Source organism: Bradyrhizobium sp. WSM1743 (assembly GCF_000473065.1).
Classification (GTDB): Bacteria; Pseudomonadota; Alphaproteobacteria; order Rhizobiales; family Xanthobacteraceae; genus Bradyrhizobium.
Genome location: NZ_AXAZ01000001.1, coordinates 291,084 through 314,376, shown reverse-complemented (window position 1 = coordinate 314,376; position 23,293 = coordinate 291,084). Strand labels below are relative to the sequence as shown.

At 64.4% G+C, this 23,293-nt stretch carries 20 protein-coding genes and 1 pseudogene; 10 read left to right on the top strand and 11 right to left on the bottom strand.

Annotated features, from left to right (window positions below):
* Positions 1-129: 129 nt before the first annotated feature.
* From YU9_RS0101540 to YU9_RS0101520, 5 genes are all read right to left on the bottom strand, one after another.
* A complete protein-coding gene (locus YU9_RS0101540) occupies positions 130-972 on the bottom strand; it encodes an ABC transporter ATP-binding protein (RefSeq protein ID WP_027571183.1) in 843 nt (280 codons plus the stop codon).
* Between the two features lie 120 nt (positions 973-1,092).
* The gene (locus YU9_RS0101535) at positions 1,093-2,085 is read right to left on the bottom strand and encodes an ABC transporter substrate-binding protein (protein WP_027571182.1); all 993 of its coding nucleotides are present in this window, start codon (positions 2,083-2,085) and stop codon (positions 1,093-1,095) included.
* 52 nt (positions 2,086-2,137) lie between these two features.
* Positions 2,138-2,947 carry an ABC transporter permease gene (locus tag YU9_RS0101530; protein WP_027571181.1) on the bottom strand — a complete coding sequence of 270 codons (810 nt, stop codon included), beginning with the start codon at positions 2,945-2,947 and terminating at the stop codon, positions 2,138-2,140.
* Positions 2,948-3,149: 202 nt separating this feature from the next.
* The gene (locus tag YU9_RS0101525) at positions 3,150-3,857 is read right to left on the bottom strand and encodes a TetR/AcrR family transcriptional regulator (protein WP_198028193.1); all 708 of its coding nucleotides are present in this window, start codon (positions 3,855-3,857) and stop codon (positions 3,150-3,152) included.
* 223 nt (positions 3,858-4,080) lie between these two features.
* Positions 4,081-4,929, bottom strand: coding sequence for a VOC family protein (locus YU9_RS0101520; protein WP_027571179.1), 849 nt, complete (start codon positions 4,927-4,929; stop codon positions 4,081-4,083).
* Between the two features lie 213 nt (positions 4,930-5,142).
* Between YU9_RS0101520 and YU9_RS0101515 the strand changes: the two genes are divergently transcribed.
* Together YU9_RS0101515 and YU9_RS0101510 are read left to right on the top strand one after the other, a co-directional pair.
* A complete protein-coding gene (locus YU9_RS0101515; RefSeq protein WP_027571178.1) occupies positions 5,143-6,036 on the top strand; it encodes a sugar kinase in 894 nt (297 codons plus the stop codon).
* Between the two features lie 17 nt (positions 6,037-6,053).
* The gene (locus tag YU9_RS0101510; RefSeq protein ID WP_027571177.1) at positions 6,054-6,962 is read left to right on the top strand and encodes a ribokinase; all 909 of its coding nucleotides are present in this window, start codon (positions 6,054-6,056) and stop codon (positions 6,960-6,962) included.
* A 10-nt stretch (positions 6,963-6,972) separates the two neighbouring features.
* On the opposite strand, the gene YU9_RS0101505 is transcribed toward YU9_RS0101510, so the two are convergent.
* Positions 6,973-8,190, bottom strand: a complete 1,218-nt coding sequence (locus YU9_RS0101505) for an NAD(P)/FAD-dependent oxidoreductase (protein ID WP_027571176.1) — start codon at positions 8,188-8,190, stop codon at positions 6,973-6,975.
* 227 nt (positions 8,191-8,417) lie between these two features.
* Between YU9_RS0101505 and YU9_RS0101500 the strand changes: the two genes are divergently transcribed.
* Positions 8,418-9,212, top strand: a complete 795-nt coding sequence (locus tag YU9_RS0101500) for an enoyl-CoA hydratase/isomerase family protein (RefSeq protein ID WP_027571175.1) — start codon at positions 8,418-8,420, stop codon at positions 9,210-9,212.
* A 19-nt stretch (positions 9,213-9,231) separates the two neighbouring features.
* Here YU9_RS0101500 and YU9_RS0101495 read toward each other — a convergent pair whose 3' ends face one another.
* Entirely contained in the window at positions 9,232-10,944 is a 1,713-nt protein-coding gene (locus YU9_RS0101495) for an IlvD/Edd family dehydratase (RefSeq protein WP_027571174.1), read from the bottom strand.
* 313 nt (positions 10,945-11,257) lie between these two features.
* Here YU9_RS0101495 and YU9_RS0101490 point away from each other — a divergent pair, with 313 nt between their 5' ends.
* Positions 11,258-12,433: a TAXI family TRAP transporter solute-binding subunit gene (locus YU9_RS0101490; protein ID WP_027571173.1), complete on the top strand. Its 1,176-nt coding sequence runs from the start codon at positions 11,258-11,260 to the stop codon at positions 12,431-12,433.
* Positions 12,434-12,466: 33 nt separating this feature from the next.
* Positions 12,467-13,033, top strand: a complete 567-nt coding sequence (locus YU9_RS0101485; RefSeq protein WP_027571172.1) for a hypothetical protein — start codon at positions 12,467-12,469, stop codon at positions 13,031-13,033.
* Positions 13,034-13,307: 274 nt separating this feature from the next.
* Here the strand turns inward: YU9_RS0101485 and YU9_RS0101480 are convergent, their stop codons facing one another.
* Positions 13,308-15,098: a winged helix-turn-helix domain-containing protein gene (locus tag YU9_RS0101480; protein WP_027571171.1), complete on the bottom strand. Its 1,791-nt coding sequence runs from the start codon at positions 15,096-15,098 to the stop codon at positions 13,308-13,310.
* 158 nt (positions 15,099-15,256) lie between these two features.
* Between YU9_RS0101480 and YU9_RS0101475 the strand changes: the two genes are divergently transcribed.
* The 4 genes from YU9_RS0101475 to mddA all read left to right on the top strand — a co-directional run bounded on the left by YU9_RS0101475 (position 15,257) and on the right by mddA (position 16,947).
* Positions 15,257-15,562, top strand: a complete 306-nt coding sequence (locus YU9_RS0101475; RefSeq protein ID WP_027571170.1) for a nickel-binding protein — start codon at positions 15,257-15,259, stop codon at positions 15,560-15,562.
* Between the two features lie 53 nt (positions 15,563-15,615).
* Positions 15,616-15,843 (top strand): hypothetical protein, encoded by a 228-nt coding sequence (locus YU9_RS0101470; RefSeq protein ID WP_156951608.1) that lies wholly within the window; start codon positions 15,616-15,618, stop codon positions 15,841-15,843.
* A gap of 2 nt (positions 15,844-15,845) precedes the next feature.
* A complete protein-coding gene (locus YU9_RS0101465; protein ID WP_027571168.1) occupies positions 15,846-16,103 on the top strand; it encodes a hypothetical protein in 258 nt (85 codons plus the stop codon).
* Between the two features lie 82 nt (positions 16,104-16,185).
* Entirely contained in the window at positions 16,186-16,947 is a 762-nt protein-coding gene (mddA, locus tag YU9_RS0101460; RefSeq protein WP_051380309.1) for a methanethiol S-methyltransferase, read from the top strand.
* 70 nt (positions 16,948-17,017) lie between these two features.
* On the opposite strand, the gene YU9_RS0101455 is transcribed toward mddA, so the two are convergent.
* Positions 17,018-17,842 carry an NAD(P)-dependent oxidoreductase gene (locus tag YU9_RS0101455; protein WP_027571166.1) on the bottom strand — a complete coding sequence of 275 codons (825 nt, stop codon included), beginning with the start codon at positions 17,840-17,842 and terminating at the stop codon, positions 17,018-17,020.
* A gap of 92 nt (positions 17,843-17,934) precedes the next feature.
* On the opposite strand from YU9_RS0101455, the pseudogene YU9_RS40580 reads away from it, so the two are divergent.
* Positions 17,935-18,913: pseudogene (locus tag YU9_RS40580) on the top strand (SMP-30/gluconolactonase/LRE family protein).
* Positions 18,914-19,160: 247 nt separating this feature from the next.
* Here the strand turns inward: YU9_RS40580 and YU9_RS0101445 are convergent.
* Together YU9_RS0101445 and YU9_RS0101440 are read right to left on the bottom strand one after the other, a co-directional pair.
* A complete protein-coding gene (locus YU9_RS0101445; RefSeq protein ID WP_027571164.1) occupies positions 19,161-20,591 on the bottom strand; it encodes an aldehyde dehydrogenase family protein in 1,431 nt (476 codons plus the stop codon).
* 303 nt (positions 20,592-20,894) lie between these two features.
* Positions 20,895-23,258, bottom strand: a complete 2,364-nt coding sequence (locus YU9_RS0101440; protein WP_027571163.1) for a transketolase — start codon at positions 23,256-23,258, stop codon at positions 20,895-20,897.
* Positions 23,259-23,293: the final 35 nt, after the last annotated feature.

Below are 23,293 nucleotides of genomic sequence, written 5' to 3'. Positions count from 1 at the left end.
CGCGGCGGGTGAGGGCTTTGTCCTCTTGGGGGTTCTCGCGAGTCGAAACACCCTCTGCCCAGCCCTCCCCCGCAAGCGGGGGAGGGAGCGCACCGTGCTCGTGGTGGCTTCGGAGAACATCACTCGCACCTAATCCAACGCACCTTGCGAGAAGAAATGCTTGCGGATGCGCTGCACCAGCTCCGTGAACACCGGGTCGGCCATCACGTCGAGCGAGCGCGGACGCGGCAGCGGCACGTCATAGATTGCAGCGACAGCGCCGGGGCGCTCGGTCATGACCAGCACGCGGTCGGCGAGGAACACCGCCTCGGGAATCGAGTGCGTGATCAGCAGCACCGTCTTCTTGGTTTCGCGCTGGATCCGCATCAGCTCGACATTCATGCGCTCGCGCGTCAGCGCATCGAGCGCGCCGAACGGCTCGTCCATCAGCATGATCCTGGGATCGTGCACCAGCGCGCGGCAGATCGAGGCGCGTTGCTGCATGCCGCCGGAAAGCTGCCAGGGCAGCTTCTTCTCGAAGCCTTCGAGGCCGACCAGCTTCAAGAGCGATTTGGCGCGATCGAGATACTCCTGACGCGGCAGCCGCTTCATGTCGATCGGCAGCATCACGTTTTTGAGGATGTTGCGCCAGGGCAGCAGCAGCGCGTTCTGGAACACGATGCCGACATTGCCATGCGGCGTCGTCACCTTCTCGCCCTCGACCAGGATCTCGCCCGATGTCGGCGGCAGCAGGCCCGAGATCAGCTTGAGCAGCGTGGACTTGCCGCAGCCGGAAGGACCGACTACGACGAAGAACTCGCCGTCATTGATGTGGAAGTCAAGCGGCCGCAGCGACGGCACGTCGCCGTCGCGCGTCCGGTAGATCTTGGACACGCCGGACAATTTGATGCCCGACGCGTCACCGGCCCGGTCGCTCACCAGTCTCAAATGTGCGGCCGGCTGCACGGAAGATATCGCTTCTGCTGCTTTCATTCGATCAAGTCCGCTCGACGATAAGAACCGTCATTCCGGGATGATCCGAAGGACCAGACCCGGAATCTCGAGATTCCGGGTTCGCCCTTCGGGAGCCCCGGAATGACGATCTTGGCTGTTTCACGAGCCGCTCTTCGGCAGGTAGTCGTTGGTGTAGAAGGCCTTCGAGTTCTCCTTGGCCTTGGCGTCGAGCCCGCCATATTCGACCAGCAGATTGACGGTCTCGGTCATGTTCTGGTCGGTGACCTGGAACGGCCGCTTGGCCTTGGTCTCCGCGGTCCGGTAGAGCGGAATGGTCAGCTCGAAGCCCTGAGTCAGCGTGTCGATCTTGCCGCCCTTCGGATTGGCATCGAGGATCGATTGCGCCGCGGCTTTCGGCTCCTTTTCGGCGGCTTCGACCGCCTTGGTCGTCGCCGACATGAAGCGGCGGACGAGATCGGCATTGGCCTTCACATAGTCGGTGTTGGCGATGATGCCCGAGGACACCATGTTGATGCCGTAGTCGGCGAACTTGATCGGATAGACGTCCTTGCCGGTGGCGTCCTTGATCTTCATCGACTGGTCCATGACGTAGCCGAGCAGGAGGTCAGCCTGGCCGTTGATGACGGCGTTGAGCTTGGTCTGGCCGTCGCCGGCGACGGTCTTGAAGTCGCTCTCCTTCAGGCCGGTCTTCTTCAGGAACAGCGGCCAGATCTGGGTCATGGAGTCCGCGGGCGTGATCGCCACCGTCTTGCCCTTGATGTCCTCGGGCTTTTTGATGTTCTTGTCGACGAAACCCATGGCGGACATCGGCGAGGTCTGCAGCAGCACGCCGGTCGCAACCACGGGCGCGCCCTTGATCGCCGCGCGCATCATGGTGGGCACGTCGACATAGCCAAAGTCGGCGGTCTTGGCGGCGACGGCCTGCGTGGTCGCAGCCGAGCCGCGGCCCTCCTGGATCTCGAGGTCGATGCCTTCGGCGGCATAGATCCCCTTGGCCTTGCCGTAATAGAACGGCGCGTGCTCGCCATAGACGTACCAGTTCAGCATCAGCACGACCTTGTCGGCTGCCTGCGCCGGCACGGCTGCAAACGCCATCAACGCCAAAGATGCAGCCCCAATCCACCGCTTCATCGTCACTCTCCCTTGCCGTTATGTTTCGGCCATTGATGGCCGTTGCTTAAGTTTAAGAGGCGAAAATCACGTCCTCACGCTGGCTAACATGCCAGGGAATGATCAGCTTCTCGATCCGGTCCACGATCCAGAACAGGACCACGCCGAGCAACGCCAGGATCACCAGCGCCGCGAACATCGTCGGCAGGTCGAACGTGCCGATCGAGCGTTGCATGACGTAGCCGATGCCGGAATTGGAGCCGACGAACTCGCCGACGACGGCGCCGACCACGGCGAGCGTCACGGAGACTTTGAGACCGGAGAAGATCGCCGGCAGTGCGTGCGGCAGGTTCACCGCACGGAACACCTGCAAGCGGCTGCCCTGCATGGCGCGGGCGAGATCGACCATGTCAGGATCGACCGACTTGAAGCCCTGCACCGCCGAGACCACCACCGGGAAGAAGCCGAGCAGGAACGCCGAGATCACCTTCGGAATGATGCCGAAGCCGAACCACACCACGAACAGCGGCGCGATCGCGATCTTCGGCACCGACTGCGAGAACACCAGCAGCGGATAGACGTAGCTCTCCACCGTCTTCGAGCCCGCGATCAGCATCGCCACGGGAATGCCGAACAGTGCCGACAGCAGGAAGCCGCAGACGGTCGCATAGGTGGTCGGCCAGGACTGGCGCAGTAGCTCCGGCCACTCGGTGCGGAGCACGGCGACGACGTCGGCCGGCGACGGGATCTGGTAGGCCGGAATCTTGAACAGGCGGATCGCGAGATCCCAGGCGACGACGATGAAGACCAGGAACAGGAACGGCCGAACCCAGGCCGCATTCAGCATCTTGGACACCGCACTCTGCGGCTTCGGGTCGGCCAATTTTCACTCCCGGCATTTTCTTCGTTGCGGGGAGAAAATTAACCCGTTGGATAAATACTGTCCAGAGCTTTCCCTGTGGCGTTTTGCGGCGGGTTCCGGCACGCCAGCGCTGTCATTCCGGGGCGATGGGAAACCCGGAATCTCGAGATTCCGGGTTCGGTCCTACGAACCGCCCCGGAATGACGGAAGAGACATTGGAGAACTACGCCGTTTGAACCACCGCGCTGCGCGACTTCGGCGCTTTGGCAACATCGAACAGCGCTACGGACTGCCCCGTCAGCGCCGCCAGCACGAGGCCGACCATGTGGGCCAGCCGCTCGTCCTTGGCCTTCTTGTCCAAGAGATCGCGGCCGAAGATCACGCTGAGCGTCGCCGAGTTGGAGAGATAGAAGAAGCTCAGCGCCGCGATCGAGATGTAGAGCTGCACCGGATCGACCGCGACCTGGAAGTCGCCGCTATCGACGCCGCGCCGCACCACGGTGCGGATCATCTCGACGAAGGGCGAGTGCATCGACTTGACCTTGGTCGATTTCTTCAGGTGCTTGGCGCGCGCGAGGTTCTCGGTCTGGAGCAGCGACAGGAATTCGGGATTGCGCAGGAAGTAATTCCAGGTGAACTCGATCAGGCGCCTGATCGCCTCGGGCGGATCGAGGTGCTCAAGATCGAGCCCGCGCTCCTCGCTGCGGATCTTGTCATAGGCGCCTTCGAGCACCGCCAGATACAGCTCGTCCTTGTTGCCGACATGGTAGTAGAGCATGCGCTTGTTGGCGCCGGCTTTCGCCGCGATGCGGTCGACGCGCGCGCCGGCGAGACCATGGGCGGAAAACTCCTGCTTGGCGGCTTCGAGAATGCGCAGCCGCATCCCCTCGGGGTCGCGCTGCCATTTCAGGGTTCGCTTTGCCTTTGCCAAACCGGGTGCTCGCTGGGTGGTCCAGGTACGCGTGTAACACGCGGGTAGGCGTTTGAGAATGTCTCGTGTCCCGGACGCGCTGCAACGCCCTTAGCGTTGCGGCGCAGAGCCGGGACCCATAAGCCGTCGACTGCTCACTTGGATATGTGGGCCCCGGCTCTGCAGCGCATCGCTAAGGGCGCTGCGCTGCGTCCGGGGCACGAGCGTGCCTTGGACGACGGCCTCAATCCGCCGGCTTCGGCGAGCGCTCCAGGAGCACGGTCTGGATCCCGCAGGTCCCATTCCGCACCGTCATCACCTTCGTGCCCGGCTTGCGGCCGTTGCGCACCTCGGAGACGTCGAGGCCGGCAGCGATCAGGCGGGCGCGCGTGGCGTCGATGTCGGCGACGCGCCAGCTCAGGCCCCAGAGACGGTCATGCGCGGCATCGCCGCCCGCCACGGGGCGGCGGACCACCTCGACGATCAGGTCGCCGCAGCGGAAGAACATCAACTGGCCCCAGTCCTGGTGCGAGCGGTCGAGCGCGAGATCGAGCCCGAGCCGCGCGCCGTAGAGCGCGGCGGCGCGCTCGGAATCCTCGGTGGTGATGACGACGTGGTCGAGTGCGTCGATCGGCGCGATGTCGGTCGCGACCGACTTGGGACGCTCGTCGGCGAGCTGCAGGAAGAACATGCGCACGCCGCGCGTCAGCTCGGTGGCGGCGCGGGTGCGCTTCCAGTGCAGCACGGCATCGGTGACGGCGTCGCTGCTTTCGACCTCCGCGACCGGATCCGGCCTCAAGGCCACCCGCTCCAGCCGCCGGTGCATCTTGCCGATGTCTGCGACACGAAAGCACAAGCTGGCGAGCACGCCCTCCTGGTCGTCGAGCAGCGCGCGCATGCGGTCGGCGGCGACGCTGAAGCCGCTCGGCGCCATCAGCTCGATGGTCATATTGTCGAGGGTGAACAGCACCCGATCGGCGCCCTCGCCGGAGTTCTGCCAGGCCGGCGCGCGGGCGAGCAGCGTCTGATACGCCGTCTTGGCCGCACCGATATCGCTCACCAGAACGACGATGTGATCGAGCCCGGTGATCATCCTGCACCCTTTTGATCGACTTGGAACCCGCGGACCGAAAGACGGCGTTTGTCCGGGGCTTGGCATTGACCCGTGATGGTCGTATTCCCCCATCATGCCGACCTCAAGCGCTTCGGACGGCAGTTTTGCGAATAATTTCAGCGCCCCTCCGGAGCGGAACCGGTGCTAGAGTAATCTCGCCGGCCGGGACCACAAGCGCATCACGGACAAGCAATGCAGGCTCTCTTCATCGGACAGACCTATATCGACGTCGTCTTCATCACCGACCACATGCCGACCGGCGACGAAAAACACGTGGCCTCGGACTACGCGGTCTCCTTCGGCGGCAATGCGGTGACGGCGGCGTTCTGCTGCGCCAAGCTCGGCATCGTGCCGGATCTCATCGCCACGGCAGCCAATGACTGGCTGGGGCGCATGTTCCAGGACATGTGCGCGAAGTACGGCATCTCGCTGCATGGGCGCAAGGTCAACCAGTCCTCGCTCTCCTTCATCATGCCCAACGACGGCAAGCGCGCCATCGTCCGCTGCCGCGACGACCACCACATCCATCCCTTCCCGATGCTCAATCTCGGCGGCTGCCGCGCGCTGCATGTCGACGGCCACCAGCCGGATGCCGCAATCCATTATGCCAAGGTGTGCCGCGAGGCCGGCATCCTGACCTCGCTCGACGGCGGCGGCCTACGCACCAACACGCATGAGCTGCTCGAATTCATCGACGTCGCGATCGTTGCCGAGCGGCTGTGCGAGCAGATGGACCTGACGCCGGAGAAGATGCTCGACTACCTCAAGAGCCGCGGCTGCAAGATCGGCGGCGTCACCATGGGCGAGAAGGGCCTGCTCTGGTACGACGAAACAGGGACGGTGCAGGTGATGCCGGCGATGCCGATCCCGCGCGAGCGCGTGATCGACACCAACGGCGCCGGCGACGTGTTCCACGGCGCCTATGTCTATTCCTATCTCGCCCATCCCGGCAAAAGCTGGCGCGAGCATTTCGATTTTGCCCGCGCCGCCTCGAGCTTCAAGATCCAGCGCCTCGGCAACGAGGCCGGCTTGCCAACGCTCGTCGACATCGCCAAGGTCAGGCACGAGTTCGAAGTCAGGGTCTAGCGGTCGCAGGAATCACGATGGGACGTGTCTTCGTCGCCGGCAGCATCAACATGGATGTGGTGGCGACCGCCGATCGCCGTCCGAGGGTCGGCGAGACCGTCGCCGGCCGCCAGGTGCTGTATTTTCCGGGCGGCAAGGGCGCGAACCAGGCGGTGGCGGCATCGCGGCTCGGCGCGCGGACCACGCTGATCGGGCGGCTGGGGAAGGATTCATTTGGAGGCGAGCTGAAGGCCTTTCTCGGCGAGCAGGGCATCGACCTCGGCTATGTCCAGGAGACGGCGGAGGCGCACACCGGCACGGCCATTATCACAGTGGCGGAGGCCGACAACACCATCGTCGTCATTCCCGGGGCGAACGGGCTGGTCGGCGCTAATGACGTCGACGTCGTGCCGCTGCTGGCGGGCGACGTCGCCGTCAGCCAGTTCGAGATTCCGCTGCCGGCCATCGCCGCGTTCTTCCGGCGCGCCCGTGCTGCCGGGGCCACGACGCTGCTCAACCCCGCACCAGCACAGGCAATGTCCCGCGAGCTGCTCGCGCTCGTCGACATCCTCGTGTTGAACGAGACCGAGCTCGGTTTCCTCGCAGGCAGCGAGCTCTCCGAGAGCGACGAGGCGGCAAGGATCATTGCCGTGGCGCGGCAGCTTCAAGCACGCGAGGACCAGACCATCTGCGTCACGCTCGGCAAGCGCGGCGTGCTCGCGCTGGCGGGGCGCGAGGAGATTGCCGTGCAGGGGCGCGCGGTGAAGGCGCTCGACACCACGGGCGCCGGCGATTGTTTTGTCGGCGCGCTGGCCGCGCAACTGGCCGACGATGTGCCCTTGCGGGCCGCCCTCGCCTTCGCCAACGCCGCCGCCTCCATCAGCGTGCAGCGCATGGGCGCAGGGCCGTCGATGCCGACGGCGAAGGAAGTGGCGGCGGTCTTGTAGCGCTAAGCACTTATGCCAACGCGCCCTTCAGGTCAAAGCTCTCGTCCGCGGCCTGCTCCGGCGTGATGGTGCGGTCCATGGCCTGCAAGCGGCGGCCGAACATGTGATCGCCGGCGCGGTTGATCGATTCGATGCCGAGCAGCCTGTTGCCCTTGTAGCAGAAGGCCGAGAACGCCTTCTTTGCAGGGTCTCCGCGCAGCACGACGTGATCATATCCGGTCGTCAGCCCCGCGATCTGGAGCTTGTCGTCGCCCTGATCGCTCCAGAACCAGGGATGGCTGTCGTAAGGCTTCTTGTCGCCGGTCAGCCGCGCCGCGAGGCAGCGGGCGTGATCGGTGGCGTTCTGCACCGATTCCAGCCGCAGCGAGCCGCCGAAGCGCGGGCTTGCGAACAGCGCGCAGTCGCCGATCGCGGAGATGTTTGGATCGGCCGTGGCAAGATATTCGTCGACGATGATGCCGGCGGCGACCGGAAGCCCCGCCTCGGCCGCGAGCTCGATGTTCGGCAGCACGCCGACGCCGACCACGACGAGGTCGACCGGCAGATGCCGGCCGTCGCTCAAGGAGACGCCGGTGACCTTACCGCCCTCGGCCTCAATCGAGGTGGCCTGCACGCCGAGATGGATGCGGATGCCGGCCTCGCGATGGCGTTCTTGAAAATACTCCGAGACCTCGGCCGTCACCGCCCGCGCCATCACGCGCGGGGCGAGCTCGAGCACGTCGACCTCGAGGCCCTTGATCCGCGCAGTGGAGGCGAATTCGAGGCCGATGAAGCCGGCGCCGATGATCACGACACGGGTCTTCGACGGCACGATCTGCCGCAGCGCCTCGCTGTCGTCGAGGATGCGCAAATATTTCACGTCGGGCAGGTTGGCATTGGGCAGATCGAGCAGGCGATTGCGCGCACCGGTCGCCAGCACGAGGTGGCCGTAAGCCAGCGTCTCGCCGGATGCGAGCAGCAGCTTGCGCCCCGCGCGGTCGATCGAGACGGCGCGGCCGGCGATCAGCTCGATCTTCTGGTCCTGGTAAAACTTCTCGGGCCGGAACGTCAGGCTCTCCGGACCCGCCGCGCCCTTGATGTAGCCCTTGGACAGCGGCGGCCGCTGATAGGGCAGATGCGCCTCGTCGTTGATCAGGCAGACGCGCTCGGCAAAGCCCGCCTGGCGCAGCGATGCCGCGACCTGGTAGCCGCCATGGCCGGCCCCGACGATGATCACCGGGCCGGTCATTGCAGCAGCCCACTTCCGGAGACACGAGCGTGACCCATGTCGTCTCCTCTCTCGCTGATTTCGGTTTGCTGGCCTTTGGCGGAGCCGGCGCTCGTGTCCGTCCCTTGGCGAAGGCGGACCTATTTGAGCCTATCGTTCGGCCCGGCGCAAGAGGAGCGGCCGGGGATTGTCACCCCTGCCCTTCTGCGATTTAGTTCGGGCCTCGACCTCTGCCGGAGATTTTCCAAATGACCGCTCCAGTCTCAAAGCCCGATGATCCCGCCCTGCTGCGGATCGACGGCCCGATCGCAACCATCACGCTCAACCGGCCTGCCGCGTTCAACGCGATCAACCTTGCGATCGCGCAAAAGCTCGAACAGCTCGCGGCCTACATCGAAGGCGCGGACGAGATCCGCGTCGTCGTGCTCGAAGGCGAAGGCCGCGCTTTCTCGGCCGGCGGCGATTTGCAGACGATCGGAGCCGCCGCTGAAGCCGGCACGGTGACGCCGGTGGTTGGCGAGCTCCTTAAGCACTACCACGCCTTCATCGAGATTATCAGGCGGATGCCGAAGATCTCGCTGTCCAGCGTGCACGGCTCGGCCGCCGGCGCCGGCATGGGTCTCGCCTTCGTCACCGATCTCTGCATCGCCGCTGACGATGCCAAGTTCACGCCGGCCTATGCCAAGATCGGAGTGTCGCCGGATGGCGGCTCGACGGTCGGCATCGTCGGTACGGTCGGATCGCGCCGGGCGCTGCAGATCTTCCTGTCCGAGGACAATTTTACCGCGCAGCAGGCCTATGAATGGGGCCTCGTCGCCAAGACCGTTCCTGCCGCCGAGCTGAAGGCGGCAACGCGGCAGCTTGCCGAGCGTCTCGCGCAGAACCCGCCGGCGGCGATCGCCGGCACCAAGCAGCTGGTCTACCAGGCCGCGACCACAGCGGTGAAGCAGCAGCTGGATGCGGAGGAGCACAAGATCATCATGGCGATGAACACGGAGGCGTTCCGAGCCGCCGTAAAGAAGTTCACCAGCAAGGGGAAGTAGCGGCCACGCGGTCGGTGGCTCAGCCCTTTGCGGGCCCCGTCCTCTGCATAAAGTCGAAGTCGCAGCCCTCGTCGGCCTGCAGGATGGTCTCGTTGAACAGCCAGGCGTAGCCGCGCCTTGCTTCCTCGGGCGCGGCAACCGGCTTCAACGCGGCGCGACGCCGCTCCAGCTCGGCCGCATCGACCAGCAGCTCGATGCTGCGCTTGGCCACATCGAGGCGGATCATGTCGCCGTTCTGCACCAGCGCCAGCGGCCCGCCGACGGCGGACTCCGGGGTGATGTGCAGCACGATGGTGCCAAACGCCGTGCCGCTCATGCGCGCGTCCGAAATGCGCACCATGTCCTTGGTGCCGCCGCGCGCGAGCTTCTTCGGGATCGGCAGATAGCCGGCTTCCGGCATGCCCGGTGCGCCCTTCGGGCCGGCATTGCGCAGCACCAGCACGTCGTCGGCGGTGACGTCGAGATCGGGATCGTCGACACGCAAGGTCATGTCCTCGACGGATTCGAACACCACCGCGCGCCCGGTGTGCTGCAGCAGTTTCGGGCTCGCGGCCGACTGCTTGATGACCGCGCCGCGCGGCGCGAGATTGCCGTGCAGGATGGCGAGGCCGCCCTCTTTCTTGATCGGATCGTTGCGCGGGCGGATCGCGTCCTGACCGGGAACGTCCTCCGCATTCGCCGCGACATCGCGCAGGGTCTGGCCGGTGATGGTCTTGGCATCGAGATCGATGAGATCGCCGAGCTGCGCCAGCAGCTTCGGCACGCCGCCGGCGTGGTGGAAGTGCTCCATGTAATGCTCGCCGGACGGCTTGAGATCGACCAGCACCGGCACCTCGCGGCCAATCTGGTCGAACGCTTCGAGATCGAGCCGGTGCGGCGAGCGATGCGCCATCGCGGTCAGATGGATCAGGCCGTTGGTCGAGCCGCCGATCGCCTGGAGCACGACCTGCGCGTTCTTGAACGATGCCGGCGTCAAGAGTTCGCTCGGCTTCGGCCCCTTGGTCTTGGCCATCTCGGCCGCAACCCGGCCGCTCGCTTCAGCGAGGCGAAAGCGCTCGGCATGCGGCGCGGGGATGGTCGCGCTCATCGGCAGCGACAGGCCCATCGCCTCGATCATGCAGGCCATGGTCGAGGCCGTGCCCATCACCATGCAGGTGCCGACCGATGGTGCGAGACGGCCGTTCACCGCCTCGATCTCGGCATCATCCATGTCGCCGGCGCGATATTTCGCCCACAGACGCCGGCAATCGGTGCAGGCGCCCAGCACCTCTCCCTTGTGGTGGCCGACCACCATGGGCCCCACAGGAATGACTACTGTCGGCAGATCCGCGCTGATCGCCGCCATCACCTGCGCCGGTAGCGTCTTGTCGCAGCCGCCGATCACGATCACCGCATCCATCGGCTGCGCGCGGATCATCTCCTCGGTGTCCATCGCCATCAGATTGCGCAGGTACATCGAGGTTGGATGCGCAAAGCTCTCGGCGATCGAGATGGTCGGGAACACGAACGGCATCGCGCCCGACAGCATCACGCCGCGCTTGGCGGCCTCGATGATTTGCGGCACGTTGCCGTGGCAGGGATTGTAGTCGCTATAGGTGTTGGTGATGCCGACGATCGGGCGCTCCAGCGCGTCGTCGGAATAGCCCATGGCCTTGATGAACGCCTTGCGCAGGAACAGCGAGAAGCCGGCATCGCCATAGCTCGTCAAACCCTTGCGCAAGCCACTCGTCATCGTGCCACTCCTTCTAGCTTACAATCGTCGTACAGCGTGCCCCTCGATTGTCAATAAGGTCGGCCGATAGCGTCGCGCTTTCCGGCTCCGGGCACCGCTTGGCACAGGAATGGATTGCGGGCGAGACCGGGCGCTCGTCGGCAAACTTCTGCTGCAGGCATCCATCACGGAACGCCGCTGCCCCGGCCGCGTTGGAAGGCCAAGCATTAGCCTCGGTCTTGCTTCGGACGCGGCAGGTGACAGTCTCTCGGGGCATGTCACGTCCGACGAGAGGGCTGACCGAGCAGGTTGAACAATGAGGGTCTGCGGAGCGATGCGGGCCGGTTTGTTCATCGCTTTGATTGCAGCGGCCTACTTCGGCGGGCAGGTCCAGGATTGTTTCGCGCAAAAGCGACCGCCCGCTGCTCCGAGCGAGTCCACGAAGGTGTCTCCGAGAAAGGAAGGCACTCCCAGGAAGGAGACGGGGCGATCTGCAGACCCGTATACGGTGGGCTTCGTTACCGGTACGCCGCAATGCACTGAATTCGCGATTGCTCAGGACATTGCCACCACGCTCGCCGGCGGCCAAGAGACCGGCCCTCAGGGCCAAGTCGCATTGCGGGTCCTGCCGATGGTGGGAAACGGCGGTGTCCGCAACGTCCTCGATGTGCTCACCCTCGCAGGTGCCGACGTGGCGATCGCGCCCGTCGTTCTGGTCGACCGGCTCCGGGAGACAAGGACTTTCGGGGATATTTCCGACAAGCTGACTTACATTGCCCTGCTCCATATCGAGGAGTTCCATCTTCTCGCGCGGCAGGAGATCGGAAGCCTGACGGAGCTTTCGGGAAAGAGGGTCAATCTCGGGGACGACGGCAGTGCCGGCGCTATCCTCGGCCGCGAAGTGTTGAACCGTCTGGGCATCAAGATCAGCGAGACGAACTTGGGACCGGAGGCCGCGCTGGATGGTCTGAGGAAGGGAGATCTCTCCGCAGCTCTGCTGGTCTCAGGAAAACCGGTCAGCTTCCTGGCGCAGGTCTCGCAACTCGATAATATTCACCTCCTGCCAATCCCCTACTTCAAGGAGCTGCTGCAACAAGATTATCTGCCATCGACGCTCCGCCACAGGGACTACCCGAATATGATCGCCGCCGAAGCAAGCGTCGACACGATCGCGATCAAATCCGCTCTCTTCGCCTACAACTGGCCGAGCGGCAGCGAGCGGTTTCGGTTGCTGGAATTTTTCGTCCAGACATTGTTCACGCGCTTTCCTGAATTTCTAGCGGGCGCACATCACCCCAAATGGCGCGAGGTGAACCTGGCCGCGCAGCTCCCCGGATGGCAACGATTCCGACCGGCAGAGCGCTGGCTCCAGCAGCAATCCGGCGGCGAGGCCGCGCTTCGCAAGGCGTTCGGCCGGTTCCTCGAAGGAAAGCCGAGCGCCAATCCGCCAGACCGGGAAGATTTATTCCGGGATTTCCTGCGCTGGCGAGAACGCAATCCGGATAAGTGAGCAAAATTTGGCAGGCAAATGTGGGAGGTGTCGATGCGCAACGCGCTTGTGAGCGCAGCCTTGGCTGCGTTGCTCGCCTTGATCGCCGACGTGAGGCATTCTGCCGCCCAATTTGCTCCCTTCTTTCCACCAGCGCCGCAGACACTCGCACCGGCCAATGCGCCACCGGCCGACAAGACCGAGCGAACCAGGACGATAGCCCCTCACCGAAGCACCAAGGCGCACAGGAAGCACGAAATCGTTCGTCCGCCGCCAAATCCGCGGAAGGCCGCCGAAAAAAACGGATACAAGCGGGTCAGCGATCTCGTGAACTTCCCAAAGTTCTTTCCGGGCCTCGGCATCATTTTCGTGAAGCCCGACACTTTGCCGCTGGGGCCGTTCCTGTGCTTCGATCGCAGGGATCGTCTGGTGGCGACCGTGTACATGGTCCCGAACAAGGACATCGACGATCACAAATTGTTGGAGGGAGCGGGATCCGCAACAGCAGTTGACCACGTCAGCCTCTACTTCAACGCGGGTCACCCTGGGGTGGACGTGCCGCATTACCATGTGGTGCTCTGGCATGTGACCAAGAAGCAGGAAGCGCGCGTTGCAAAATGACGTGCAACACCTCTGCGATCACACGAGCCGCACGCGCGGCGCTGACCATCGGTGTGTGCGCAGCGCGCACGTACATGCGCACCAGAATTACCCGCATTGAGCCGTAAGCCGGCGTTTGGTCCGGCCGCACCTCGCCGACCGGATCCGGCTTCAGCTTGGCCTGCTCGGCCATGGCGTGCTCGCGGGCGGGACGCCAGAGCAGCGGCGGCGCCAGTTGAACCGGACAAGACAATCACGTGCCGTTGGCAGGCTTGGCACGGATCACGGACTTTCGCTAGGCAGCCCGTCCGGTCGTTCGCGTATCGACCTCGCGTCGCAGAGCCGCACACTCAGCCTCGAACTTCCGCGAGCCCAGTTCGACGGCCACGAGCTGGGCTGCGTGAATTTCCGCTGAAGCGCCTCGAACGTCATCATGCGCCAATTGCAACGTCGCGATACGGAGTCTCAGCCTGACGGCCTGCACGCGCCCGTCGATGCTCGACCACAGCTGCCGGGCCAGGTGCAAATGCCGCAGCGCAGAGTCGTAATCATCGCGCACATCGGCGAGAACCGATTGCGCTTCGTTCGTCAATGCCCGGATCGACGGCATCGGCCATCGGTCGGGACTTCCGGAAAGCTCTTCGATCAGCTCCAGGGCCTGCTCATGGCGGCCTGTATGCGCGGCAGCGAGCGCCAGATGCGCGAACAAGATTCCTCGCCGCTGCAGGGTCCACCACGTCTTTCCGATCAAGCTACGTTCGAGACTCGCGTAGGCGGCCTCAGCCTCGCCACGTTCCAATAAAAGCATGGCGCGGCCGGGCTCCGGGCACCAGCCGAGCGCATAGGCCTTTTCGTAGGCTTCGAGCGCGGCGTCGTCATTACCGATCGCAGCCTGGACGTCCGCCAGCACGCGATTGGCATCTCCGATCGCCCATGGTGCATCGCTGGTCAGCCGTGCCAGCGAATCTTGAATGCGCGACAAGGCTTCACCAAGCGAGCCCCTGACGCCAAGGACTTCTGACCGATGAAGCTGGCAGGAGCCGGTCAATTCCATCCCGCTCTCGGTGCAATATTTCTGATAGCCCTGCGTCCACTGGTCGGCCCTTGCCCAATCTCCGAACATCCGCGCCGCCCACAGGATGTTGCAGTAGAGGATGCCTCCAACGATCGGATCGATATCGCCGCTGGAGAGCGCCATCGCAGCGGCGAGGTCCTGATCCGCCAGTCCTGCGCGTGTATCGCCCAGACACAGCCGGTAGAACCCGCGATAAGCAAGACTCAGCGCCTCGATGCCAACAGCGTCCTTGTGTCGGACCGTGCTGTACGCGATATCGGCAAGCGAAAGCGCCTGTTCAGGCTCGCCGTCGAACGCGGCGACCTTCGACTTCATCCAGAGAGTTAACGCAGTCGTGGCGGGGTCCTCGATCTCGGAGGCCCAATCCTCCGCCCGGGCCAGCCAGCCCTTGGCAATCGCCGCCTGGCCGCGCTCGAAGTGCAAGCAGGAGAGTGTGACGGCGTCGACGACGGCCAGCGGCACGTTGCCGGCCGTGGTATGGGCGGCGACTGCGCGAGCCAAGAGAGGCAGGGCCGCATCGGCCTTGCCGGTGCACTGCAAGGCCAGCGCCCATTGGTGCAAGTCGGCGCCATCGAGCGGTTGGACGGCATCGGCCGCCTCGAACAGCGCTGCGGCTTTGTCCCAGGCTTGCACGGCAGTCGCGCATTGCGCTTGCGCCCGCACGTCCGGACCTTGCTCGTTCGTCGTCTCGGGAGCAACCCGCGACTCCGACAAGCCGTCGATGCAGAAACGATAGCCTCTGCCCGGCATGTTCCGGATGGCGCTATCCATGCCGCCCTTGCGCAGCACGCCGCGCAGGATGCTGACCGCCCGCTGCAAGGAGTTGTCGGTGACGGTTACGTCAGGCCAGAGGGTATCGAGCAGCTCTTCCTTGGTTACGACTCGGTCCCGGTTACGCGTCAAGTAGACCAGCAGATCGAACACACGCGGCTGCAACGCGACTTCCCGCTGCGCGTGAATAAGCGCGCGGCCCGCTTCGTCGAGCTCGAAGGGTCCAAACCTGAGGGTCATATCGTTGTGTCTGGAAGGAACGGAAAAGGTTCACACAAGGATCAGGCAATGATCAGGCCCCGGTCAGGACGATCAGCGCCGGCCTCGCCTATAGCTCCTCACGGCCGTCGGTCACGACCGACCGACTGGCAGCAGCATCAACCCTGAGGAGACGCCTTATGGAACTCTATGTCATTCGCCGCCCGAGCGCCTGGGCAAACCTGAGCGAACTGGAAGCCGCGGGCGCGAAGTCCGCGCGGATCGGCAACGAGCAGATGTCCGACCGCGTTCGCTGGATCCGCAGCTATGTGGTCCATGAGGCCGACGGTCGCATCGGCACCTTCTGCATCTATGAAGCGCGCGACGGGGAGTCGATCCGCGAGCATGCACGGCGCGTCGGCATGCCAGGCGAGGAATTCTACACGGTCGCCACGACCGTGGTCGTTCGCACTGATCCGTCCCCGCAGACGGCCGCCGCCGAATAGCAGATCAGCGCGGGCGGCGTCCTCGACTCGTGATTCCATGAAAGGATATGGAAATGTCCATTCAGTCTCAGGCGCCGCCCGCACTGAGCCCCTCGCAGAGATATCTCGCCGGCATCCTGCTGCGGCTTCGCCGGCTCATCAATCAGTCTGTCGCCAGCATGCTGGCGAACCGCGAGAAGGCCGCAATGCAGTTCGCGAAGGGTTGCGGCGGCACCAGGGCCAGCGGCGACGACATGGTTCGAGACCCGCGTCCCCGCAACAATTTTAATTCGAGGAAATAGTCATGAATTCTTTCATCTCATCCAACGCTTCCGAAGCCAAGAGCTCCGATTTCAAGCATTTCAAGCTCGGAAACTTCAAGTCCAGAACCGCCGTGCTGGCGATCGGGACGATCGGGGTCGTCATGATGTCGCTCGTTCTGGCTTCGGCTGCAACGACGTTCGGCTCCCCTCTTACCGAAAGCGTGCGCGGCGGCGTAGCGGTCCAGAAAAGCCCCGGCAAATGCAAGGCCGCGACGGTTCCGACAGCCTTTGCAACGTGACGAAGGTGGCGGTGATGCCGCCCGCTGAAACAGCCGTTCAACCCCTCACCACTGAACTGGAAGATTGATCATGTCCATCACCATGCAAAACGGACCTACTCGGACTGCAAGCTCGCTCGCTACACGAAGCTTCGTGCTCGGCTACGGCGTCCTCGCCTATCTCATCTTCTTCGGGACCTTTCTCTACGCCATCGGCTTCATTACGCAGTTCGTCGTGCCCAAGACGATCGACGGCGGCGCCACGGGCTCGACCGGACAGGCCCTCATGATCGACCTCGCGCTGATGTCTCTGTTTGCCGTCCAGCACAGCGGCATGGCTCGCCAGGGCTTCAAGAAGCTGTTCGCCGCTCTCGCCTCACCCGCGCTCGAGCGCAGCACCTATGTCCTGCTGGCAAGTCTGAGCCTGATCCTGCTGTTCTGGCAATGGCGTCCCATCACAACCGTCGTTTGGGAGATTGAGACGCCCATGGCAGCCTACGCCGCGGTCGCCGGCAGCGCCGCCGGCTGGCTCATCGTGCTGTACAGCACGTTCCTGATCAGCCATTTCGAATTGTTCGGACTGACGCAAGTCGTCAACCACTTTGCAGGTAGGCTCGCCGAGCCGATGAAGTTCAGGACGCCGGGCCTCTACCGCCTGATCCGGCATCCCATCTATCTCGGCTTCATCATCGCGTTCTGGTCGACGCCCACCATGACGCTCGGGCATCTGCTGTTCGCGCTGGTGACGACCGCCTACATCTTCGTCGGCATCTGGTTGGAGGAGCGCGACTTGGTCACTCTGTTCGGAGATCAGTACCGGCACTACAGGGAGAAGGTGGCGATGTTGATCCCAGGCCTGTTCTGATCCGGCGCGAACGTAGAGTTGGAGCGGCCAAGCAGAGCTTCGGCCGCTCGCGCCGTGTCGAGCGCGCTTCCTAGCGCTTATTCCAGTCGATGATCCGGCTCGGGTCGGCGTCGAACTCCATGCTGCAGAAGGTACCGCCCTGGAAATAATCGCCGACCGGATCCGGCTTCAGCTTGGCCTGCTCGGCCATCGCGTGCTCGCGGAAATCCTCGGCGCGTCCCGTGGGGCGATAGCCGAATTCGTAGGCGCGGTGGTTATCCCACCAGGCGCGCTCGTTGAAGGAGGCGCCGTAGAAGATTTCGAAATGGATGTCGGGATGTTCGAGTCCAATCCGGCAAAGCTGCACGAGGTCGTCCGGCTTGAGCCAGATCGCGAGCCGGCGCTGGTCGAGCGGCATGTCGCCGAAATTGCCGATGCGCAGGCACGTCACCTTCAGCCCGTGCTTGTCGGCATAGAGCGCGCCGACGGCCTCGCCGAACACCTTGCTGACGCCGTAGCGCCCGTCGGGTCGCGGCGTGACGTCGGTGCCGATCTTGTGGTGGCGCGGATAGAAGCCGACGGCGTGGTTCGACGAGGCGAACACCACGCGCTTGACGCCCTTGCGGTACGCCGCCTCGAACAAATTATAGCCGCCGATGATATTGGCCTGGAGGATCTGATCCCAGGTGCCTTCGACCGAATAGCCGCCGAAATGGATGATGCCGTCGACACCCTCGCAGATCGCCTCGCACTGCGCGAGGTCGGCGAGGTCCGCCGCCTTGAACTTCTCGTTCGCGCCGAGATCGGCCGGCGGCTTGATGTCGGAGAGCAGGAGATCCGGGTAGATCGGCGGCAATAGTTTTCGCAGGCTCGTGCCGATTCCGCCCGAAGCTCCCGTCATCAAAATACGCGGCATGTCTTCCCTCGCCTGTGGTGGCCGATTTGCGGTCACATGTCTCTAATGATAGCAGGTTTGTCCAGAGGGAACGCAAACAAAGAGAGCTGCACATGAACGATGCATCGTCCCACTCTCCGGATTTCAGCCAAGGCTGGCGGCCGGCGACCTATTACCCCGATCCCGCGATAAAAGCACTGGATCCTCGCTTCGAAAAATACTGGTTGAAAGTTTCGGCGGTGGAGCGGCTGGCGACCGGCCTGCGCTGGGCCGAGGGTCCGGTGTGGTTCGGCGACGGACGCTATCTCCTGTGCAGCGACATTCCCAACCAGCGCATCCTCAAGTGGGAGGAAGAGACCGGCGCGGTCAGCGTGTTCCGAAAACCCTCCAACTTCGCAAACGGCAACACCAGGGATCGTCAGGGCCGGCTGATCACCTGCGAGCATGGCGGGCGGCGCGTGGTGCGCACCGAATATGACGGCTCGATCACCGTGCTGATGGATCAATTCAACGGCAAGCGGCTGAACTCGCCGAACGATGTCGTTGTTAAATCGGACGGCTCGATCTGGTTCACCGATCCCACTTTCGGCCTGCTCGGCAATTACGAAGGCTACAAGGCGGAGCCCGAGATCGAGCCGAACGTCTATCGGCTCGATCCTTCGACCGGCAAGGCGACCATCGTCGCCGAAGGCGTGCTCGGGCCGAACGGGCTGTGCTTCTCGCCGGACGAGAAGATTCTGTACGTCGTGGAATCGCGCGGCGTGCCGAACCGCAAGATCCTCGCCTATGACGTCTCGCCTGAGGGCACCACGATCTCGAACAAGCGCGTCCACATTGATGCCGGTCCGGGCACGCCCGACGGCATGCGCTGCGACATCGACGGCAATCTCTGGTGCGGCTGGGGCATGGGCGATCCCGAGCTCGACGGCGTCGTGGTGTTCGCGCCCGACGGCGTCATGATCGGCCGCATCGCCCTGCCCGAACGTTGCGCCAATCTCTTTCGGCGGCGTCAAGCGCAACCGCCTGTTCATGGCCGCGAGCCAGTCGATTTACGCGCTGTATGTGAACACGCAGGGTGCGGTGGGGGGATAGTCTCGGCACTTCGGATGGGTGGACGACGCGCGTTCCTCTCGTGTCCCGGACGCGCTGCAACGCTCTCGGCGTTGCGGCGCAGAGCCGGGATCCATATGGCCGCGCAAACCACTGCAGAATGGGCCCCGGCTTTGCAGCGCACCGCCGAAGAGGCGCTGCGCTGCGTCCGGGGCACGAGCCCTGAGCCCGAACAAAAACGCCGGAGCGGTTGCCCGCTCCGGCGTCATGTTCATTCAGCCGCAGAAACTTACGCCGCGTTGAAGCCGGCGACGGCCTTCACTTCGAGGAAGTCCTCAAGGCCGTATTTGCCCCACTCGCGGCCGTTACCCGACTGCTTGTAGCCGCCGAACGGCGCGGTGCGATCATTGGGCACGCCCTGGAGGTTGACGTTGCCGGCGCGAATCTGGCGCGCGACGCGCTTGGCGTCATCGACCGTGGCGCCCGAGACGTAGCCGGCAAGTCCGTACGGCGTGTCGTTGGCGATCTGCACGGCGTCGGCTTCGTCCTTGGCGCCGAGGATGGTCAGCACCGGTCCGAAGATTTCCTCGCGTGCGATCGTCATCTCGGGGGTGACGTCGGCGAAGATGGTCGGACGAACATAGAAGCCCTTGTTGACGCCCTCGGGCAGGCCCGGACCGCCGGCGACGAGCGTTGCGCCCTCGTCGATGCCCTTCTTGATCAGCGCCTGGATCTTGTCCCACTGGCCGCGATTGACGACCGGGCCGATGGTGGTGCCCTCGCCGCGCGGATCGCCCGCCTTGGTCTTGTCGGCGACCGCCTTCGCGATTGCGGCGACCTCCTTCATCTTCGAGGCTGGCACGATCATGCGCGAGGGCGCGTTGCAGGACTGGCCGGAGTTGTTGAACATGTGCATCACGCCGCCGGTCACGGCCTTCGTGAGGTCGGCGCCTTCGAGGATGACGTTCGGCGACTTGCCGCCGAGCTCCTGGCTGACGCGCTTCACCGTCGGCGCGGCGCGCTTCGCCACATCGATGCCGGCACGGGTCGAGCCGGTGAAGGAGATCATGTCGATGTCGGGGTGCTCGCTCATGGCGGCGCCGACCTCGGGTCCGAGGCCGTTGACGAGGTTGAACACGCCCTTCGGCACGCCGGCTTCATGCAGGATTTCCGCAAAGATCAGCGCCGAAGTCGGCGTGAACTCCGACGGCTTCAGGATCATGGTGCAGCCGGCGGCGAGCGCGGGCGCGATCTTGCAGGCGATCTGGTTGAGCGGCCAGTTCCAGGGCGTGATCATGCCGACCACGCCGATCGGCTCGCGCAGCACCATGGCGGTGCCGACCGGCTCCTCGAAATGATAGTTCTTGAGCACGTCGAGTGTGGTCATGAGATGGCCGAGGCCGGCGCCGGCCTGGAGTTTTTCGGCCATCGGCAGCGGTGCGCCCATCTCGTCGGAGACGGCGGCACCGATCTCCTTGAGGCGGCCCTTGTAGATCTCGATGATCTTGGTGAGCAGCGCGACGCGCTCCTCGCGGCTGGTCTGGGAGAAGTTCGCAAAAGCGCGCTTGGCGGCGGCGACCGCCTTGTCGACATCGGCCTTGGAGCCCAGCGCAACCTCGTACATCGCCTCTTCCGTCGCCGGATTGATCACGGCGGTGGACTTCTTGACGGCGGGATCGACCCAGGCGCCGTCGATGTAGAATTGCATGCGATTGACCATCGTTAACCTCTTCTTGCGGGCTTGGAGGGGGCGTTTCGGCAGGCATCCTTGCACGAAAGCGCCGGCAATTGAACCCGCCATATGCGGGGCCAGCGTTGCGGCGGACGGAGGTTATATGAGCCGATAGAAGGAACGAGGCAAGCGCGGCTCTGGGTCCCGGCGCAGCGTCGCGACATTTCATGTCGCGCCTTGTCCGGGACACGAGATTTTACCGAGGCGATCCACTCACGTGCCCGGGACGCAGCGCAGCGCTCCTTCAGCGGTGCGCTGCAGAGCCGGGGCCCATGCGACTGGTTACTTCAACTACACCGCCATCTTCCGATGCAGCACCGGCGCGCCGGTGGTGAGGCTTTCGGCCGCATCGATGATGGCGTTGGCGTCGATGCCATAATGGCGATAAAGGTCCGCGATGCTGCCGGTCTGGCCGAACTGCTCGACGCCGAGCGCCTCGACGCGGTGGCCGCGGACGCTGCCGAGCCAGCCGAGCGCGGCAGGATGGCCGTCGATCACGGTCACGATGCCGCAGTCGCGCGGCAGCGGCGCCAGCAGCTTTTCGATGTGGCTGAGATGCTGCACGCCGCGGCGATCGCGCCGCAATTTTCGCGCGGCAGTCCAGCCGGAATGTAGCCGGTCGGCCGAGGTGATCGCGAGCAGGCCGACGTCGCGGCGGCTCTCGCCGATGAAGCCGGTCGCCTCGATTGCCTCCGGCGCGACCGCGCCGGTATAGGCGATCACGACCTCGGCATTCGGGCCCGGCTTGCGCAGCCAATAGGCGCCGTCGATGATGCCCTGCCTCAGCTCCGGCGTCATGATCCGCTGCGCCTGCTCGATCGAGCGCGTGGAGAGGCGCAAGTAAACGGAACCGCCCTCGCCCGGATCGCGCTGCATGTGATCAAAACCGAAAGCCATGATCACGGCGAGCTCGTCGACGAAGGCCGGCTCGAACGAGGCGAGCCCATCCTGCGCCATGCCGATCAAGGGCGTCGCAATCGACTGGTGCGCGCCGCCCTCGGGAGCGAGCGTGATGCCCGACGGCGTCGCCGCCACCATGAAGCGCGCATCCTGGTAGCAGGCATAATTCAGCGCATCGAGGCCGCGCTCGATGAAGGGATCGTAGAGCGTGCCGACCGGCAACAGCCGCTCGCCGTTGATCTGGTGCGACAGGCCGAGCGCCGAGAGCATGATGAAGAGGTTCATCTCGGCAATGCCGAGCTCGAGATGCTGGCCCTTGGGCGAAGCGTCCCAATTGTACGTGGACGGAATTTTCTCGCTGCGGAATAAGTCCGCTTTCTCGGCACGCGCGAACAGGCCGCGCCGGTTCACCCACGGACCGAGATTGGTGGAGACGGTGACGTCGGGCGAGGTCGTGACGATGCGCCTGGCCAGCTCGCTGTCGCTGCGCGCGATCTCGTTCAGCACGAGGCCAAAGCCCTGCTGGGTCGACATCTGCGGCGATGGCTTGAAAGCGAGCTGCGCGGGCACCTCGACGACGGGTGCACTCAGCCGGCGGCCGTCCTGGTTGAACGGCACCCGCGCGAGGAAAGCTTCGAGCTCGGCCGCATCCTGCGTCAGCCCTTCGAACTTGTCCCATTCATGGCCGGGCCGGATGTTCTGGCTGTCGCGGTATTTCTCCATCTGCGCGACCGTCATCAGGCCGGCGTGGTTGTCCTTGTGGCCCTGGAACGGCAGGCCGACGCCCTTGATGGTGTAGGCGATGAAGCAGACGGGACGATCGTGATCGATGGCATCGAAGGCCTCCAGCATGCTTGCCATGTCGTGGCCGCCGAGATTCGACATCAGCGCCAGCAGCTCCTCGTCGCTGCGCTTGTCGATCAGTTTGGTGATCGGGCCCTGGTCGCCGATCTCGTCGTGCAGATGTTTTCTGAAGGCCGCGCCGCCCTGGAAGCACAACGCCGCGTAGAGCGCGTTCGGGCAGTTGTCGATCCAGCGCTTGAGCGCTTCGCCGCCGGGCTCGGCAAAGGCCTCGCGCATCAGCCGGCCGTATTTCACGATGACGACGTCCCAGCCGAAATTGCGGAACATGGTCTCGAATTTTTCCCAGAGCCCCTCGCGCACGACGGCGTCGAGCGACTGGCGGTTATAGTCGACCACCCACCAGGTGTTGCGCAGGCCGTGCTTCCAGCCCTCGGCAAGCGCCTCGAAGATGTTGCCCTCGTCCATCTCGGCATCGCCGACGAGCGCGATCATCCGTCCCTCGCGGCGATCCTTCATCCAGCCGTGTGCCTTGACGTAATCCTGCACCAATGACGAGAACAGCGTTTGCGCGACGCCGAGGCCGACCGAGCCGGTGGAGAAATCGACGTCGTCGACGTCCTTGGTCCGCGAGGGATAGGACTGCGCGCCCTTGAAGCCGCGAAAATTCTCCAGCTTCTCGCGGCTCTGCCGGCCGAACAGATACTGGATGGCGTGGAACACCGGGCTCGCATGCGGCTTCACCGCGACGCGGTCCTCAGGCCGCAGCACGTGAAAGTACAGTGCCGACATGATGGTGGCGAGCGAGGCGGAGGAAGCCTGGTGGCCGCCGACCTTGAGCCCGTCCGCGTTCGGGCGGATGTGGTTGGCGTGATGGATGGTCCAGGACGACAGCCACAGTGCCTTGCGGGCCAGTGCGGTCAATGTGTCCAGACGGGCGGAATCAACGGGCATGGCAATGCTCCCGGAAAACAGGTGCGCCGATGATA

Coding starts and splice junctions, on each gene's coding strand:
- YU9_RS0101540 (WP_027571183.1), bottom strand. CDS start 972: ATGAAAGCAGCAGAAGCGATATCTTCCGTGCAGCCGGCCGCACATTTG.
- YU9_RS0101535 (WP_027571182.1), bottom strand. CDS start 2,085: ATGAAGCGGTGGATTGGGGCTGCATCTTTGGCGTTGATGGCGTTTGCA.
- YU9_RS0101520 (WP_027571179.1), bottom strand. CDS start 4,929: ATGATCACCGGGCTCGATCACATCGTCGTTCTGGTGAGCGATATCGGT.
- YU9_RS0101515 (WP_027571178.1), top strand. CDS start 5,143: ATGCAGGCTCTCTTCATCGGACAGACCTATATCGACGTCGTCTTCATC.
- YU9_RS0101510 (WP_027571177.1), top strand. CDS start 6,054: ATGGGACGTGTCTTCGTCGCCGGCAGCATCAACATGGATGTGGTGGCG.
- YU9_RS0101505 (WP_027571176.1), bottom strand. CDS start 8,190: ATGACCGGCCCGGTGATCATCGTCGGGGCCGGCCATGGCGGCTACCAG.
- YU9_RS0101500 (WP_027571175.1), top strand. CDS start 8,418: ATGACCGCTCCAGTCTCAAAGCCCGATGATCCCGCCCTGCTGCGGATC.
- YU9_RS0101495 (WP_027571174.1), bottom strand. CDS start 10,944: ATGACGAGTGGCTTGCGCAAGGGTTTGACGAGCTATGGCGATGCCGGC.
- YU9_RS0101490 (WP_027571173.1), top strand. CDS start 11,258: ATGCGGGCCGGTTTGTTCATCGCTTTGATTGCAGCGGCCTACTTCGGC.
- YU9_RS0101485 (WP_027571172.1), top strand. CDS start 12,467: ATGCGCAACGCGCTTGTGAGCGCAGCCTTGGCTGCGTTGCTCGCCTTG.
- YU9_RS0101480 (WP_027571171.1), bottom strand. CDS start 15,098: ATGACCCTCAGGTTTGGACCCTTCGAGCTCGACGAAGCGGGCCGCGCG.
- YU9_RS0101475 (WP_027571170.1), top strand. CDS start 15,257: ATGGAACTCTATGTCATTCGCCGCCCGAGCGCCTGGGCAAACCTGAGC.
- YU9_RS0101470 (WP_156951608.1), top strand. CDS start 15,616: ATGTCCATTCAGTCTCAGGCGCCGCCCGCACTGAGCCCCTCGCAGAGA.
- YU9_RS0101465 (WP_027571168.1), top strand. CDS start 15,846: ATGAATTCTTTCATCTCATCCAACGCTTCCGAAGCCAAGAGCTCCGAT.
- mddA (WP_051380309.1), top strand. CDS start 16,186: ATGCAAAACGGACCTACTCGGACTGCAAGCTCGCTCGCTACACGAAGC.
- YU9_RS0101455 (WP_027571166.1), bottom strand. CDS start 17,842: ATGCCGCGTATTTTGATGACGGGAGCTTCGGGCGGAATCGGCACGAGC.
- YU9_RS0101445 (WP_027571164.1), bottom strand. CDS start 20,591: ATGGTCAATCGCATGCAATTCTACATCGACGGCGCCTGGGTCGATCCC.
- YU9_RS0101440 (WP_027571163.1), bottom strand. CDS start 23,258: ATGCCCGTTGATTCCGCCCGTCTGGACACATTGACCGCACTGGCCCGC.